The organism is Myxococcus llanfairpwllgwyngyllgogerychwyrndrobwllllantysiliogogogochensis (assembly GCF_006636215.1).
Classification (GTDB): domain Bacteria; phylum Myxococcota; class Myxococcia; order Myxococcales; family Myxococcaceae; genus Myxococcus; species Myxococcus llanfairpwllgwyngyllgogerychwyrndrobwllllantysiliogogogochensis.
The window spans coordinates 1-15,163 of record NZ_VIFM01000265.1; the positions used below are offsets into that span (position 1 = coordinate 1).

At 68.5% G+C, this 15,163-nt stretch carries 16 protein-coding genes; 13 read left to right on the top strand and 3 right to left on the bottom strand.

Going from position 1 to position 15,163, the window contains the following annotated elements:
- From FJV41_RS40120 to FJV41_RS40180, 13 genes are all read left to right on the top strand, one after another.
- Window positions 1-1,033: type VI secretion system domain-containing protein (locus tag FJV41_RS40120; protein WP_181791272.1), on the top strand; the 1,033-nt coding region annotated here is incomplete at its 5' end.
- Window positions 1,034-1,115: 82 nt separating this feature from the next.
- A complete protein-coding gene (tssB, locus tag FJV41_RS40125) occupies window positions 1,116-1,610 on the top strand; it encodes a type VI secretion system contractile sheath small subunit (RefSeq protein ID WP_141647905.1) in 495 nt (164 codons plus the stop codon).
- A 24-nt stretch (window positions 1,611-1,634) separates the two neighbouring features.
- Window positions 1,635-3,119 carry a type VI secretion system contractile sheath large subunit gene (tssC, locus tag FJV41_RS40130; RefSeq protein WP_141647906.1) on the top strand — a complete coding sequence of 495 codons (1,485 nt, stop codon included), beginning with the start codon at window positions 1,635-1,637 and terminating at the stop codon, window positions 3,117-3,119.
- 117 nt (window positions 3,120-3,236) lie between these two features.
- Window positions 3,237-3,728 (top strand): type VI secretion system tube protein TssD, encoded by a 492-nt coding sequence (tssD, locus tag FJV41_RS40135; protein WP_141647907.1) that lies wholly within the window; start codon window positions 3,237-3,239, stop codon window positions 3,726-3,728.
- Window positions 3,729-3,802: 74 nt separating this feature from the next.
- Entirely contained in the window at window positions 3,803-4,198 is a 396-nt protein-coding gene (gene tssE, locus FJV41_RS40140; RefSeq protein ID WP_141647908.1) for a type VI secretion system baseplate subunit TssE, read from the top strand.
- A 28-nt stretch (window positions 4,199-4,226) separates the two neighbouring features.
- Window positions 4,227-5,981 (top strand): type VI secretion system baseplate subunit TssF, encoded by a 1,755-nt coding sequence (tssF, locus tag FJV41_RS40145; protein WP_141647909.1) that lies wholly within the window; start codon window positions 4,227-4,229, stop codon window positions 5,979-5,981.
- Entirely contained in the window at window positions 5,945-6,988 is a 1,044-nt protein-coding gene (tssG, locus tag FJV41_RS40150; protein WP_181791274.1) for a type VI secretion system baseplate subunit TssG, read from the top strand. Before tssF ends, tssG begins: the two co-directional genes overlap by 37 nt.
- Window positions 6,989-7,073: 85 nt before the next feature.
- Window positions 7,074-9,731, top strand: a complete 2,658-nt coding sequence (tssH, locus tag FJV41_RS40155; protein WP_141647910.1) for a type VI secretion system ATPase TssH — start codon at window positions 7,074-7,076, stop codon at window positions 9,729-9,731.
- A gap of 6 nt (window positions 9,732-9,737) precedes the next feature.
- Entirely contained in the window at window positions 9,738-10,811 is a 1,074-nt protein-coding gene (locus FJV41_RS40160) for a hypothetical protein (protein WP_141647911.1), read from the top strand.
- A gap of 121 nt (window positions 10,812-10,932) precedes the next feature.
- Window positions 10,933-11,322, top strand: a complete 390-nt coding sequence (locus FJV41_RS40165; protein ID WP_246137716.1) for an HPF/RaiA family ribosome-associated protein — start codon at window positions 10,933-10,935, stop codon at window positions 11,320-11,322.
- 116 nt (window positions 11,323-11,438) lie between these two features.
- Window positions 11,439-11,990 carry a TlpA disulfide reductase family protein gene (locus FJV41_RS40170; RefSeq protein ID WP_141647912.1) on the top strand — a complete coding sequence of 184 codons (552 nt, stop codon included), beginning with the start codon at window positions 11,439-11,441 and terminating at the stop codon, window positions 11,988-11,990.
- Window positions 11,991-12,127: 137 nt separating this feature from the next.
- Window positions 12,128-13,096, top strand: coding sequence for an NAD(P)H-dependent flavin oxidoreductase (locus tag FJV41_RS40175; RefSeq protein ID WP_220137937.1), 969 nt, complete (start codon window positions 12,128-12,130; stop codon window positions 13,094-13,096).
- Between the two features lie 57 nt (window positions 13,097-13,153).
- Window positions 13,154-14,137: an alpha/beta fold hydrolase gene (locus FJV41_RS40180; RefSeq protein WP_141647914.1), complete on the top strand. Its 984-nt coding sequence runs from the start codon at window positions 13,154-13,156 to the stop codon at window positions 14,135-14,137.
- Window positions 14,138-14,150: 13 nt separating this feature from the next.
- On the opposite strand, the gene FJV41_RS40185 is transcribed toward FJV41_RS40180, so the two are convergent.
- The 3 genes from FJV41_RS40185 to FJV41_RS52705 form a co-directional block, all read right to left on the bottom strand.
- The gene (locus FJV41_RS40185) at window positions 14,151-14,582 is read right to left on the bottom strand and encodes a DUF6312 domain-containing protein (RefSeq protein WP_141647915.1); all 432 of its coding nucleotides are present in this window, start codon (window positions 14,580-14,582) and stop codon (window positions 14,151-14,153) included.
- Between the two features lie 31 nt (window positions 14,583-14,613).
- A complete protein-coding gene (locus tag FJV41_RS40190) occupies window positions 14,614-14,883 on the bottom strand; it encodes a DUF6200 domain-containing protein (protein ID WP_141647916.1) in 270 nt (89 codons plus the stop codon).
- 53 nt (window positions 14,884-14,936) lie between these two features.
- Window positions 14,937-15,163 (bottom strand): hypothetical protein (locus FJV41_RS52705; RefSeq protein WP_181791276.1); only part of this gene is annotated, 227 nt, incomplete at its 5' end.

Genomic DNA, 15,163 nt, shown 5'->3' on the forward strand with positions numbered 1-15,163 from the left:
CCCGAAAGTCGCCGCGCCCAGCACCGTCGTCGTGCCTCCGCTCCCCACGCTGCCCGCGCAGCCGGACCTCTCCAGCACCGAGGCCGTCACCGACTTCCTGCGCAACGTCGGCGCCGCGCTCCTGGGCGCCGCGAGCGCGCTGCGTCACGCGAGCAGCGCGGACCCCGTCTCCTACCGTCTGCTGCGCAACGGCGTGTGGCTGCACCTGGCGCGGCCGCCTGGCACCGGTGCCAACGGCCGCACGACGCTTCAGCCGCCACCGGACTCGCTGCGCTCCAAGCTGGAGACCCTGGAAGCCAACCAGCGCTGGAGCGAGCTGCTCGACGAGGCCGAGTCCGCCGTCGCCCAACACCGCTTCGCCCTGAGCCCGCACCGCTTCAGCGCGGCCGCGCTCAAGGGGCTGGGTGAAACACACACCACGGCCCACGCCGCGCTGGTGCGGGAGTTGCGTGTGCAACTGCGCCGCATGCCGGGCGTGGAGGACCTGCTCGCCGCCGACGGCTCTCCCCTCACCGACGAGGCCACGCGCGCCTGGCTGCGCGCCGAGGTCCTCCAGGCGGCCCCCCGCACCACCGCGTCCCCGGTCCGCGCCCCGACGACAGCCATTCGCCTGCCGCCGCCGTCACTCGACGCGGAGTCCGCCGGCGCGCAGCCCCTGGGCGAGGAGGAAACCGAGGCGCTGCTGGCCGAGGGCCGCGTGCAGGAGCTCGTCGCGGGGCTCCAGGCGGATGTCGCCGCCGCGGGCACGGGCCGCGCGCGCTTCGTCGCCCGCCTGACCCTGGCGCGCCTGTGTGCCCAGGCAGGACAACTTCCGCTGGCGCGCGCGCTTTTCGACGCGCTCGACGAGGAGGTTTCCTCTCATGCGTTGGACCAGTGGGAGCCCACGCTGGCGGCGGCTTGTCTCGAGGGGTGGCTCGCCACCCGCACCGTCGAGGAAAAGGAGGGGGGACGGTTGGCAGCAAAAGTTCGAAACCGCTATCGTCGTCTCGCACGGCTGGATTCTTCCGCCGCGCTCCGCGTCGTCGGCCCCTGACGTTCCCAGGTTGTTCCGCGGCGAAGCCTCCCCCATGCGACGCCCGCGCATTTCTACGTAGGTCTCAAGGAGAGAGCCGCAGATGAGCAAAGAGAGTTCCGTCGCCCCTACCGAGCGCGTCAACATCGTCTACAAGCCCGCCACCGGCAATGCGCAGGAGCAGGTGGAGCTGCCCCTGAAGGTCCTGATGATGGGGGACTTCACGGGCCAGGCGGATGACCGGCCTCTGGAGCAGCGCGCGCCCATCAACGTGGACAAGGGCAACTTCAACGAGGTGATGGCTCAGCAGAACCTCAAGGTCACCCTCACCGCCGCGGACAAGCTGTCCAGCGACGCGGGCGCGACCATGAATGTCTCGCTCCAATTCAAGAACCTGTCGGACTTCACGCCCGAGAGCGTCGTCAATCAGGTGCCCGAGCTCAAGAAGCTCCTGGAGCTGCGCAGCGCGCTCAACGCGCTCAAGGGGCCCCTGGGCAACCTTCCCGCATTCCGCAAGAAGCTTCAGGCACTCCTGGCCGACGAAGAGGGCCGCAAGGCACTCATCAAGGAACTGGGGCTCGAGGAAAAGTCCAAGTAACCGTTTACGGGGAACAGAGACACCATGCCTACCGAGACCCTGACCCAGAAGTCGCCGGTTGCCGGCGCCGATGCCTCGCTGTCCCTGCTCGACGAAATCCTCTCCGAGGCGAAGCTCAAGCCCAAGGACGAGGGTTACGACGTCGCCAAGCGCGGCGTGCAAGCCTTCATCACGGAGATGCTCGCGCCCAACCGCTCCGAGGAGCGTGTGGACAAGGCGCTCGTCGACGCGATGATCGCCGAAATCGACAAGCGCCTGTCGTCGCAGGTGAATGAAATCCTCCACGCCTCCGAGTTCCAGAAGCTGGAGTCGTCCTGGCGTTCGCTGAAGTTCCTGGTGGACCGCGTGGACTTCCGCGAGAACACCCGCGTGGAGATGCTCAACGTCTCCAAGGAAGACTTGCAGAAGGACTTCGAGGACGCGCCCGAGGTCGTGAAGAGCGGCCTGTACAAGCTCGTGTACTCCAACGAGTACGGCGTCTTCGGTGGCAAGCCCTACGGCATCATCTCCGCCAACTACGACTTCGGCGTGGGCCCGCAGGACATGGAGCTTCTGCGCAAGTGCGCGTCGGTGGCCGCCATGGCCCACGCGCCGTTCATCGCCAACACCGCGCCGGAGACCTTCGGTGAGCCTACCTTCCTGAAGCTGCCGGACCTCAAGGACCTCAAGTCCCTGTTCGAGGGTCCGCAGTACGCGCGCTGGCACTCGTTCCGCGAGAGCGAGGACGCGCGCTATGTGGGCCTGGCCCTGCCGCGCTTCCTGCTGCGTCTGCCTTATGGCGAGAAGACGGTGCCGGTGAAGGCTTTCAACTTCACCGAGGACGTCGTCGGCAGCCACGAGAAGTACCTATGGGGCCATGCCTCCGTCGCGCTGACGTCGCGCGTGGCGGACTCCTTCGCCAAGTTCCGCTGGAGCCCGAACATCATCGGTCCCCAGTCCGGCGGCGCGGTGGAGAACCTGCCCCTGCACCAGTACGAGGCCATGGGGGAAATCCAGACCAAGATTCCCACCGAGGTCATGCTCACCGAGCGGCGCGAGTACGAGCTGTCCGAGGAAGGCTTCATCGGCCTGGTGTTCCGCAAGGACTCCGACAACGCGGCGTTCTTCAGCGCCAACTCCACCCAGAAGCCCAAGTTCTTCGGCAACACCCCGGAGGGCAAGGCCGCGGAGACGAACTACCGTCTGGGTACGCAGCTGCCATACATGTTCATCATGACGCGCCTCGCGCACTACATCAAAGTGCTGCAGCGCGAACAGATTGGCAGCTGGAAGGAGAAGGCCGACCTGGAGCGTGAGCTGAATCACTGGCTCAGCCAGTACATCTCCGACATGGACGACCCGGCGCCCGCCGTGCGCTCGCGCCGCCCGCTGAAGGCCGCGCGCGTCGTCGTCGAGGACGTGGAAGGTCAGCCGGGCTGGTACCGCTGCAGCCTGCAGGTGCGCCCCCACTTCAAGTACATGGGTGCGTCGTTCACCCTGTCCTTGGTGGGTAAGCTGGACAAGGAGTGATGGACCCGCTTCACCGTGTGTCGTTGAGATCAGCTATTCTGTGGGCTCCACTCCCAGGCTCGAAATGAGCCTGGGCCACCCGCGCGCCTTCGCGCGCACAGCAAAGAGGTTGGTTCCATGGCTGAATCAGTTTTCGTGTACCTGAAGGCAAACGGGCAGGACATCGCGGGTGAGAGCACCCAGACGAGCCTCGGCCGCGAGGGCGCCATCGAGGCCATCTATTACGAGCAGAAGGTGTTCACCGCTCGTGAGGCGGGCTCGGGCCTGGCCGTGGGTCGCCGTCAGTACGAGGGCATCACCATCCGCAAGCGCATCGACAAGGCCTCGCCGCTGCTGATGAAGGCGCTGTGCGAGAACACCGTCATCGAGGCGACGTTCAAGTTCTTCCGCCCGAACCCCTCTGGCGACGGGACGACCGAGCAGTTCTACACGACGTCCATCAAGAAGGCGCGCATCAACAGCATCAAGCAGTTCGTGCCGGATGCGTTCGTGCCGACCAGCTCCAACAGCCCTCCGCTCGAGGAGCTGAACATCGTCTTCCACACCATCAACTGGACGTACAGCAACGGCGGCCAGACGCACGAGGACACCTGGGACACCCAGCGCTGATGCGTGCTCCTCCACCGGTCGTCCGTGGCGCAGTCGACACGGGCGGCCGGGGGTGGCCTCAATAAAAGACACGCATGGGCTCCCGAGGTTTGTTGTCACGTATCGCCGAAGGCAATGGCGCGCTCGCCCCACCCGGCGACGTGGTGGAGTCCATCGCGGAGCACCTTCGCGCGTTGCTCAACACGCGCAAGGGTGAGTCCGTGGCCTCACCGGCCTTCGGCATCCTGGACTTGAACGACATCGTCCACACGTACCCGTCGGCGGTGCCGCGAATGGCGCAGTCCATCCGCACGGCCATCCAGGACTTCGAGCCGAGACTGAAGAGCGTGGTGGTGAACCACTCGCCGGACCCGGATGATCCGACGGCGCTGCGGTTCGACATCACCGCGCAGCTGGCGACGCGCACGCGAAAAGGCACGGTGCGCTTCCACACGCAGATGAACCCGGGCGGGCGCGTGGACCTGTGGTGAACCGCGCGGTGTTGGGCGGAGGGCGAGGATGTTCAGCAAGTACTACCTGAGCGAGCTGACGTACCTGCGGGAGATGGGGCGGGCCTTCGGGCTGGCCAACCCGTCGCTGGCGGGCCTGCTGGTGGAGCGCGGCGCGGACCCGGATGTGGAGCGGCTGCTGGAGGGCTTCGCCTTCCTGACGGCGCGCATCCGCGAGCGCGTGGACGACGACGTGCCGGAGCTGGTGCATGGGCTGACGGAGCTCTTGCTGCCGCACTACCTGCGCCCCCTGCCCGCCGCGTCCATCGTCGAGTTCTCCCCGCACCTGCGCGCGCTGCGCGGCCGCTCGAGGCTGGCCGCCGGGGCGGAGGTCGCCTCGCAGCCCATCGACGGCACCCGCTGCGTCTTCCGCACCACGACGGACGTGGACCTGCTGCCGGTGCAGCTCACCGACGCGATGCTGGACCGCTCGTCGATTACCTCCCCCGTGCTGCGGCTGTCGTTCCAGACGACGGAGCAGGGCCGCGCCGAGGTCTTCCGCCAGCAGGGCCTGCGCCTGTTCATCCACGGAGAGCTGTCCGCCTCCGCCGTGGTGCTGCTGTGTCTCTTGCGCTACTGCGGACAGGTGCGGGTGCGCGGCGCGTCCTCACAGGGCGACGGAATCAAGCTGCCCGCGGGCTCCCTCCAGGCGGTGGGCTTCCAGCGCGACTTCCGCCTGCTGCCGTGGCCTCGAGCGAGCGAGGGCTACCGGCTGTTGCAGGAGTACCTGACGCTGCCGGAGAAGTTCCTGTTCTTCGACGTGAAGAACCTGGACGCGGCGGCGATGAGCGTCCGTGAGGACCGGTTCGAAATCGCCTTCCACCTGGAGCGGCCACCGCCCCTGGACGCGCGCATCCACCGGGAGATGTTCCGGCTGCACTGCGCTCCGGTGGTCAACCTCTTCAGCGCCCCGGCCAACCCCGTCCTCCACCACGCGCTGGACCGCGAACACCTGCTGCGCGCCGCGGACCTGCCACCCAACCACGCGGAGGTGTACTCCGTGGATTCGGTGACGGGCCTCCAGTCGGGCCGCAACGAGCGGCGCGGCTACCGGCCATTCTTCGAGTTCAGCCATACGGCGGGCGGCGACGCGGAGCAGTCCTTCTACCGGCTGCGGCGCATGCACTCGCCGTTGGATGAAGGCATCGACATGTACATCACCCTGGAGACCCCGCGCGACGTGGCGCCGGTGCTCGGGGCCGAGGAGGCGCTCTCCATCGACCTGACGTGCACCAACCGCACGTTGCCGTCGCGCCTCCAAGTGGGTGACTTGACGGAGTCCACGTCCGCCAGCCCCACCCAGGCGAAGTTCAAGAACATCTCCCCGGTGAGCCGGCCCGCGCGCGCGCCGCTGGGCGCGGAGCTGCACTGGCGGCTGTTGTCCCATCTGGCCATCAACCAGCACTCGCTCGCGGACGCGGCGGCGCTGCGGCGGCTGATGGACCTGTACAACTTCCACTCGCTCACCGACAACCTGGCCGCGCGCGCCAGCCGCCTGCGCATCAACGCCATCCGCGCGGTGGAGACCAAACCCGTCACGCGCTTCCTGGAGGGCGCGCCGCTGCGAGGCCACCGCACCCGGGTGGACCTGGACGAGGAGAACTTCATGGGCGTGGGGGACTCGTTCCTCTTCGGCTGCGTGCTGGAGGAACTGCTCGCGTCCCACGTCACCATCAACTCCTTCAACGAGCTGAGCATCCGCCTCCACCCCTCGCAGACGGAGTACATGTGGCTTCCGAGGAACGGCTCTCAGACGCTCTTGTAGAAGAGGCCCGGAAGCTGGCCGAGGCGGCACCCCGGGTGGGCTTCTTCCCGCTGGTGGCCTACCTGGAGCGGCTCACCAAGGACGCGGTGCGCGTGGGCGGGCCCGGGCCCGTCAACGAGGAGATGATCCGCTTCCGGCATGACCCATCGCTCGGGTTCCCTTCCGGCGACGTCAGCGAGGTGACGCTGCGCTACGTACCGGTGCGGCCGGAGGACCCGTCCTCACGCCGCCCCTTGTTCGAGGTGGTGACGCGCTTTCTGGGACTGACGGGCGCGGTGAGCCCCCTGCCCCACTACATCGCCGAGGAAGTCGCGCAGGAGGACCCGGACGCGCCCGTGCGGCGCGAGTTCCTGGACCTGTTCCACCACCGGCTCCTGTCCCTGCTGTATCGAATCGAGTCGAAGTACCGCATCACCAGCGAGACGGACACGTCCTTCACGGACCAGTGGTCCCGGCGGCTGCTCGCCCTGGGCGGCTTCGACACGTACGAGCAGCCCCGCAAGGGAGGCCTGCCGACCTGGCGCCTCCTGCGCATCGCCCCGCTGCTCGCCAGCCGCTCCCGCACGGCGGAGCAGTTGGAGGTCGCGCTCCAGGACGTGCTGAACGAGGACCTGGAGGGCGCGAGGGTGTCGGTGCGGCAGTTCGTGGGCCGCTGGGTGGACATCGACGCGCGGGTGCAGTTGGGGCGGGCCAACCATCAGCTCGGCCGCAACATGTTGCTGGGGGGCAAGGCGTTCGACCGGACGGGGAAGATTCAGCTGCACATCAGCCCGCTGCCGCCGCGCGCCTACAAGCGGCTGATGCCGGATGGGGACCTGCTACCGCTGGTGCGGGAGGTGGTGTCGCTCTTCGTCCGGGACCCGCTGGAGTATGATCTGGAGCTGGGTCTCACCGAAGGGGTGCGTCAGCAGTTCCGGCTGTCTCGCAAGGAGCCGAGCCAGCTCGGCCGCGACACCTGGCTGGGCTCCAGCCAGCAGACACACCTGAGTGTTCCCGTCGTGAGATGAGACGCTCCGGGATGGGCGGCCCCGGGGTGCGGGGATTTACGGCGTAACAGCCGCCCGGTATACCGTCGACCACCGTTGTCACAGCTTGGGGGCTCCCATTCGCGTCGATCCGAAAGCGCTTGTCCGTCGCCTGACGCCCACCTCCACCCGCCTGTTGGAAGCGGCGGTTGCTCGCGCGAGCGCGGGACGGTTCTACGAAATCGTCCCCGAGCACATGCTGGCGCAGATGCTGGAGCCCGAGGACTCGGACGTGGCGCGCCTGCTCCACCACTTCGGGGTGGACAAGCGGCACCTGGCCACCAGCATGGAGCGCGCCCTGCAGGGCCTGCGCGCCGGCAACGCGGGGCGGCCCGTCTTCTCCGAGACGCTCTTCCAGTGGTTCGAGGAGGCGTGGCTCCTGGCCTCGGTGGAGCACGGCGCGACGCGGCTGCGCTCGGGGCACCTGTTCGTCCAGTTCATCACCCGCCGCTCGCGCTACACCGCGGAAATCTTCCCCGAGCTGGACGCCATCTCCCGCGACGAGCTGCTGGGCTCGCTGGACGTGCTGCTGCAGCCCTCGCCGGAGAACGTGGAGGTCACCACGGCCGACGGCGCGGCGAGCGGCTCGGGTGGCGGCGCGGCGGGTGCGCCAGGAGGCCGGGGTGACGAGGCGCTCAAGCGCTTCGCGACGTCCTTCACCGGGCGGGTGCGCGAGGGGAAGATCGACCCCATCTTCGGCCGTCACCGCGAAATCCGGCAGATGGTCGACATCCTCTCCCGCCGCCGGAAGAACAACCCCATCCTCGTGGGCGAGCCGGGCGTGGGCAAGACGGCGCTCGTGGAGGGCATGGCCTGGGCCATTGTGCGGGGCGAGGTGCCTGAGGCGCTGCGCAACGTGGACCTGCTCGGCCTGGACCTGGGCCTGCTGCAAGCGGGCGCGGGTGTGCGCGGCGAGTTCGAGAACCGGCTCAAGGCCGTCATCGCCGAGGTGAAGGCGTCCCCCACGCCCATCATCCTCTTCATCGACGAGGCGCACACCATCATCGGCGCGGGTGGCTCGCAGGGCGGCAGCGACGCGGCCAACCTGCTCAAGCCCGCGCTGGCGCGGGGCGAGTTGCGCACCATCGCCGCGACGACGTGGGCCGAGTACAAGAAGTACTTCGAGAAGGACGCGGCGCTGGAGCGGCGCTTCCAGCCGGTGAAGGTGGACGAGCCCAGCGAGGCGGACGCGGAGCTGATGCTGCGCGGCCTGCGCCCCACGTATGAGGCGTCCCACGGCGTCACCATCCGCGACGAGGCCGTCACCGCGGCCGTGCGACTGTCCAGCCGGTACATCTCCGGCCGGCAGCTCCCGGACAAGGCGGTGGACCTGCTCGACACGTCGGCTGCCCGCGTGAAGATCGAGCTATCCACGCGGCCCGAGGAGCTGGTGGCGCTGGAGCAGGAGATCTCCGGCCTGGAGCGCGAGCGCGACGCGCTCAAGCGGGACTTGGCCGACGGTGAAGGTGGGGAGGACGCGCAGGAGGCACTGGCCGAAGCGGAGGCGAAGCTGCGCGCCACCCAGGACTCGCGGGCCTCGCTGCACGCGCGTTGGGAGACGGAGCGCGCGGCCGTCGTCGCGCTGATGGACGCGCGCAAGGCGCTGCGAGAGCCTGCCCCGGGTGCCGAGCCCGCGGCGCTCAAGGAAGCGGTGGACGCGGCGGCGAAGTCGCTCGCGGCGGCGCGCGGCGAGTTCCCGCTGGTGCACTCGGACGTGGACGCGGACATCGTCGCGCGCGTCGTCGCGGGTTGGACGGGCGTGCCGGTGGGGAAGATGCGCGGTGACATGTTGGAGGCCGTGCTGAACCTGGAGGACCGGCTGCGCACCCGCGTGCGTGGACAAGAAGCGGCGCTCAAGAAGGTGGGCGAAATCATCCGCATCTCCCAGGCGGGCATCCGCAACCCGGACGCGCCGATTGGCGTGATGCTCTTCGTGGGGCCCAGCGGCGTGGGCAAGACGGAGACGGCGCTGGCGCTGGCCGAGTCGCTCTACGGCGGCGAGCGCTTCATGACGACGCTCAACATGAGCGAGTTCCAGGAGAAGCACACGGTGAGCCGGCTCATCGGCTCGCCGCCGGGCTACGTGGGCTACGGCGAGGGCGGCCTGCTCACGGAAGCGGTGCGGCAGCGGCCCTACTCCGTCGTGCTGCTGGACGAGTGCGAGAAGGCCGACCTGGAGGTGATGAACCTCTTCTACCAGGTGTTCGACAAGGGGATGCTGACGGACGGAGAGGGCCGCGCGGTGGACTTCAAGAACACCGTCATCATCCTCACCAGCAACCTGGGCTCGGACCGGGTGATGAAGATGTTCGAGGACGGGCTGGAGCCCTCGTCGGAGCAGGTGCTCACGGCCATCCGCCCCACGCTGAGCCAGCACTTCAAGCCCGCGCTGCTGGCGCGCATGACGGTGGTGCCCTTCGGTCCGGTGCAGCGCGACGTCATGCGGCAGATCGCCGAGATGAAGCTGAACAAGCTGGTGGGCCGGCTGCGCGAGGCCCACGACGTGGAGACGACGCTGGCGCCGGAGCTGCTGGACGAGCTGGCGCGCCGGTGCACGGAGTCGGAGATGGGAGCGCGCAACATGGAGCAGATCCTCCAGGGCTCGCTGATGCCCGTGCTCTCCCGCGAATTGTTGCAGCACCTGGTGGGCGGCGCGGTGCCCCCCAAGCTGCACGTGGCCCTCACCGCGGAAGGCGACTGGGACCTCCGGTTCGCCGAGGCCTGAGAACCCATGAAACGAACGCTTCAGGTCTGCGGTGTCGCGCTGTCCCTCCTGGCCGGCTGCGCCAGCGTGCCCAAGCCGGCGATGTGCTTCGCCGAGGCGGGCCCCAACGCACGCTCGTTCCCCACGCCGGACACCTGGTTCGCCCTGCTCCTGCACGGCTATGACAAGGACGCCGGCACGGCTCCGCACCCCGCGGTGGACTGCGCGGGCGCGCCCGTGTGGTGGCAGGACCCGACCACCGACGAGTGCGTGGAGGCCGGCCCCGACGCCCTGCCCCTTCCGCCGTCGCAGAAGCTCACCGAGGAGGACCTGGTGTTGGAGACGCTCCAGGCCGGCCAGCGGCTGGCGTGGGTGATTACGCGGCGCTTCACCAACGGCGAGGCCCTGGGGCCAGTGGCGCTGGTGGAGACGACGGAGCTGGGCTTCCGCGTGGAGGCACTGGGCTCGCTGCGCTCCATGCCGAAGAACGCGAAGCTGCGGCTGGAGCGCGTGGGCGGCACGGATGTCCTCGTCGCGGAGGGCGACGCCTGCACCACGGACGGCACGGACGTGTGCCGCCGGCACGCGCGCATCATGCCGCTGCGGCGCAACCGCTTCTTCACGGAGTCGGTGTCCAACCCGGAGCGCGCATGTCTGGGCGCGGCGTGGTTCCCGCTGTCGCGCGAGCTGACCTTCAAGCTGCCCAACAACCTCACCCGCAAGTTCGAGCTGACGTCATCGCTGTCCTTCAGCGAGGCGGGCATCGGCGTGCAGGAGCAGGTGCAGGTGAGCGACTCGGACCCGGCGCAGCCGGACGTGGGGCCGCGCATCTACCGCCGGGCCCAGGACACCCGGACGCTGGTGCTCGCGGACAACGCGCTGGTGAGCACCAAGGCGTCGCTGTGGTCTCGCATGGTGGAGCAGCAGGTGCGCATCGGCGCGAAAATCGAGCCAGAGAAGCCGCTGGTGCCCATGCCGCCGAAGAACAAGCCGGCGACGGCGGAAGCCGCGCCCGCGACGACGCCCCCCGGAGACGCGAGCAAGCCCGTGGCTCCGCCCGCGAAGGCGCCTCCGGCCGCGGCGAAGAGCGGCGGCCCGTAAAGAGCGAACAGCGCGTCGCGCGTCCTCATTCCGCCCCGGAACCCTTCGTTTTTTCGAGGGTCCTCCGGGGCTTTTCCTATTGGCGCCGAAACTCCCGGGCCTGCAGATAGGAGATAGGCCCATGGTGGGCCAGAAGGAGCCGAGGATGCGAATCGAAATCCGAGCCCGACACTTCACCCTCACCGACACCCTGCGCAACCACGTCGAGCGCCGCGCGCGCTTCGCGATGGGGCGACTGTCCGACAGGGTCCGTGAGGTCATGGTGCGCTTGGAGGACATCAACGGCCCACGCGGCGGCGTGGACAAGGTGGCCAAGGTGACCGTCCAGCTCGAGCAGGGCGGGCAGCTCGCGGCGGAGGCCGTGGACGCGAGCTTCGCCGGGGCGGTGGACCGGGCCCTGGAGCGCGCGGGCCACGCGGTGGGCAAGTCCCTGGGACGCACCCACCGGAGCGATGGGGAGAGCGTGAGGACCGCGCCCTGGGAACCCGAGGAGCTGCCAAGTCCCTCCTGACGTGAGCTGAGCCGCGTCAGGGTCCTTCCACCCGGAGGGGCCCTGACGGTGGCAGGATGATTCGGTGCCGCGTGAGCCCTGGCGCTCGCGCGGCACGGTGTGTGTGGAGGTCTTGGATGCAAAGCGGGTCCGGAGCACTGGCCAACGTGCGTGCCGCATGGGCGCGAGCGCGTCAGCGCTGGTGGGTGCGGTGGGGCGTGGACCTGGTGTTGCTCGCGCTCGTCTTCGTGGCGGTGGCCGCCTGGCAGACGCGACACCTTCCAGGCTCGGGCGCTCCGGCGCCGGACTTCACGCTGCGCACGCTGGAGGGCGAGACGGTGTCCCTTCAGTCGCTGCGCGGCAAACCCGTGGTGCTCGCCTTCTGGGCGCCCTGGTGTGGCGTGTGCGGCGCGGAGTCCTCCAACCTCTCGCAACTGCGGCGGCTCGCGGGAGACTCGGCGCACGTGGTGTCCGTGGCGCTGGCGTACGAAGACGAAGAGGCCGTGCGACGCTTCACGCGAGAGCACGCGGTGGACTACCCGGTGCTGCTCGGCGACGACTCGCTTCAGCAGGCGTGGCGGGTGAACATGTTCCCCACGGTGTTCTTCCTCTCGCCCGAAGGACGCATCGAGCGCTCCGTGGTGGGCTACACCACCCTGGCGGGGCTGTCCTGGCGGTGGATGCTGTAGCCCTGTTGGGGCGGGCGAGACATTTCGCGCGCGGCATCGACGTATCAGCCAATAAACAACCGGCACCGTGGGGCCTTTGTCGGCTTCGTCAACATTGGCCTATGAGCGCCAGTGTCCCCGACCCCCGGTGCCTCGTCATGAAGACTCGTTTCACCGAACGCTTCCAGCTGAAGTATCCCATCGTCTGCGCGCCCATGGCCCTGGTGGCCGGCGGACTCCTGGCGGGAGCCGTCAGTCGCGCCGGTGCGATGGGTCTGATTGGCGGGGGCTACGGCGACGCCGATTGGATTGCCAGGGAACATGCCCTCGCCGGTGATGCCGTCGTGGGCGGCGGCCTCATCACCTGGTCGCTCGACAAGAATCCCCAGGTCCTCGACGCGGCGCTCTCCCACAAGCCGCGCGCCTTCATGCTGTCTTTTGGAGATCCCCGTCCCTACGCCGCGAAAATCAAGGCGTCGGGCGCGGCGCTGATTTGCCAGATTCAGCGACTCGCCCAGTTGGACCTCGCCCTGGAGGCGGGTGCGGACGTCATCGTCGCGCAGAGCAGCGAGGCGGGCGGCCATGGCATGACGAACCGGGCGACCATCACCCTCGTCCCCGAGGTCGCCGACATCCTCGCCGCGCGCTCACCCGACACGCTCCTGCTCGCGGCCGGAGGCATCGCCGACGGGAGAGGCCTGGCGGCGGCCCTGGCACTGGGAGCGGACGGCGCGCTGGTGGGCTCCCGGCTGTGGGCCAGCCGCGAGTCGCTGGGGAACAGCGCCTCCAAGGAGATGGCGGTTCGTTTGACAGGAGACCAGACGGACCGCTCCATCGTGTTCGATATCCTACGCGGGTTGCACTGGCCACAGGATTACACTTTCCGTGCCCTCCAGAACACGATGACGGAGCGCTGGTCCGGTCGCGAGGAGGAGCTGCTGGCCGTCGTCGACGAGGAGCGCGCGAAGTTCCAGGCCGCGCTGGCCGCGGGCGATTACAGCATCGCACACACCCCCGTCGGACAGGCCGCGGGCTTGATTCGAGACATTCCCACCGCGGCGCAGATACTTGAGCAGATGGACAGACAGGCCGGTGACGTACTTCTGCGGCTGAGTCTACGGACCTAGCTTCCGCGCGCGCATGAACGGGACTCGTGACGAGGACCGGGCGCGCTCGGAGGCTTCATGAATCGCGCGGCGAAGTGGGCGATCGGTCTGGGTCTTGCGGGGGGCGCGGCCCTCGCGTTGGCGGTTCGACGGGACCGCCCCGCGGGTGAAATCGAGGCACGACGCGCACGCAAGCCGTCGAAGTTCATCGACGTCGATGGCTTGCGGACGCACTACCGGGACCAGGGCACCGGCCCGGTCCTCGTGCTGCTCCACGGCTCCAACGCGTCGCTGCACACCTGGGAAGGATGGATGGACGCGCTGACGCGCGAGTACCGGGTCATCACCATGGACCTGCCGGGACAGGGCCTCACCGGGCCGGACCCCCAGAACCGCTACAGTCCGCTGGAGGAGGTCGCCTGGCTGGACGCCTTCGTGTCGGCCCTGGGGCTCAAGCGCTTCACGCTGGGCGGAAACTCCATGGGGGGCGGCCTCGCCTGGCGCTACACCGTGGTCCATCCGGAGAAGGTGGAGCGGCTCATCCTGGTGGACGCCTTCGGCCTGCGGCGCGACGAGCCGATACCGTTCTCCCTGCGGCTCTACGAGACGCCCGTGCTCAGCCGCGTGGTCCGCTGGACGACCCCGCGCTTCATGGTGAAGCGCACCGTGAAGGGCACGTACGGCGACCCCCGGCGGGTGACACCGGAGACCGTGGACCTCTACGTGGACATGCTCCTGCGCGAGGGCAATCGCGAGGCCACCCGGCAACGCTTCGCCCAGAAGGACGGGGACCCGTCACTCGAGGCGCGGCTGTCGGAGATAAAGGTCCCCACGCTCATCCTCTGGGGCAGCCGCGACGAGTGGATCCTCCCCAAGTACGCGCGGCAGTTCCAGTCGCGCATCCCCCAGTCCCGTCTGGTGATGATGGAAGGACTGGGGCATGTGCCCATGGAGGAAGACCCCATCCAGACGGTGGCCGTCGTCCGGGACTTCCTCCAGCAGACGTCGCCCCGGCTGGCCCACGAGCCCGCGACACGGCTCCAGCCCGCACAGCAGGGCTAGGGCCGTAAGCGCGCTAGCGACCCAGCGGGCCGGCGATGAACCGCGCGACGGCCCGCACCTGCTTGCGGTTGCGCTTGTTGTCGATGGTCCGGGTGAGGTCGAGAGGCACCTTGCTCAAGGTCTTCAAGGAATCGCTCGCCGCCTTGCCGGAGTTCTTCATCAAGTCCCGCAGGGCGCCGTCCTTCTTCTTCTCGGCCGAGGCCTTCTGCTCCCGACGATAGGTCTTCAGGCCGTCGGAGACGGACGCGGACAGGTGCTCCATCGCACGACTCGCGTTGTCGTGCGCCTTGTCCAGGTTCTTCAACCCCTTGCTCGTCTTGCGCTTCTTCTTCTTGCCCTGCGAACGGGTGCGTTCAATCACCACCTCGGTCGCGACCATCTGTCCACCGTTGCCGTCCACCCTGACGGCCGTCTCGGTGGTCACTTCCTTGCCTGGAATGCTCATGACTTTCGCTCCTCGAGTCCACTGCGTGGGTTCAGGGCATGAAGGGGGGCACGAACGGCAGCGACAGCCCACCCCGCTTCTTCTTCTTGGCCTGCTTCCGGTAGATGAGGACGACGGGGACCAGCTGCTTGCCAAAGGCCTCTTCGCCCAGCCTGTCCCGGACTTCGTTCAGGGCCTCACCTACCTCGAGCATCAGCGCGCCCCGGCCTCGCTTGAGGGCCTTGAGCTTCTTGTTCCGCTGCTTGCCCATGTCGATGACGACGGGAATGGAGCTGATGCCGTTCGGGGATTCAATTGTCATATCAGTATTCTCCCTTCATGTTGTCCGGGCCCTGCCGCCCACGTGCGGGCCAATCAGAGCGCGGTGCGTGAGCCCGCTTCTCGGTCCTTATCCGAGAGCCTGAAGCTGATGCCTCGCAGCGTCACCGCCAAGGCAAGTAGCACCGCGCCCAGGAACAGGGGACTGAGCAGCGTCTGGCCCCAGGCCTGGCCAGACAACACCTCCGTGGCGAACGCCTCGCCCGCACCCTGCCCTCGCCGGGTGATTCCCACCACCGCCGCCCCCACGCGAACCGTCAGCG

Excerpts from the sequence above, each read along its gene's own strand:
- FJV41_RS40190 (WP_141647916.1), bottom strand. The coding sequence starts at position 14,883 with ATGACAATTGAATCCCCGAACGGCATCAGCTCCATTCCCGTCGTCATC.
- tssE (WP_141647908.1), top strand. The coding sequence starts at position 3,803 with ATGGGCTCCCGAGGTTTGTTGTCACGTATCGCCGAAGGCAATGGCGCG.
- FJV41_RS40175 (WP_220137937.1), top strand. The coding sequence starts at position 12,128 with ATGAAGACTCGTTTCACCGAACGCTTCCAGCTGAAGTATCCCATCGTC.
- FJV41_RS40180 (WP_141647914.1), top strand. The coding sequence starts at position 13,154 with ATGAATCGCGCGGCGAAGTGGGCGATCGGTCTGGGTCTTGCGGGGGGC.
- tssD (WP_141647907.1), top strand. The coding sequence starts at position 3,237 with ATGGCTGAATCAGTTTTCGTGTACCTGAAGGCAAACGGGCAGGACATC.
- FJV41_RS40170 (WP_141647912.1), top strand. The coding sequence starts at position 11,439 with ATGCAAAGCGGGTCCGGAGCACTGGCCAACGTGCGTGCCGCATGGGCG.
- FJV41_RS40185 (WP_141647915.1), bottom strand. The coding sequence starts at position 14,582 with ATGAGCATTCCAGGCAAGGAAGTGACCACCGAGACGGCCGTCAGGGTG.
- tssF (WP_141647909.1), top strand. The coding sequence starts at position 4,227 with ATGTTCAGCAAGTACTACCTGAGCGAGCTGACGTACCTGCGGGAGATG.
- tssB (WP_141647905.1), top strand. The coding sequence starts at position 1,116 with ATGAGCAAAGAGAGTTCCGTCGCCCCTACCGAGCGCGTCAACATCGTC.
- tssC (WP_141647906.1), top strand. The coding sequence starts at position 1,635 with ATGCCTACCGAGACCCTGACCCAGAAGTCGCCGGTTGCCGGCGCCGAT.
- FJV41_RS40160 (WP_141647911.1), top strand. The coding sequence starts at position 9,738 with ATGAAACGAACGCTTCAGGTCTGCGGTGTCGCGCTGTCCCTCCTGGCC.
- FJV41_RS40165 (WP_246137716.1), top strand. The coding sequence starts at position 10,933 with ATGGTGGGCCAGAAGGAGCCGAGGATGCGAATCGAAATCCGAGCCCGA.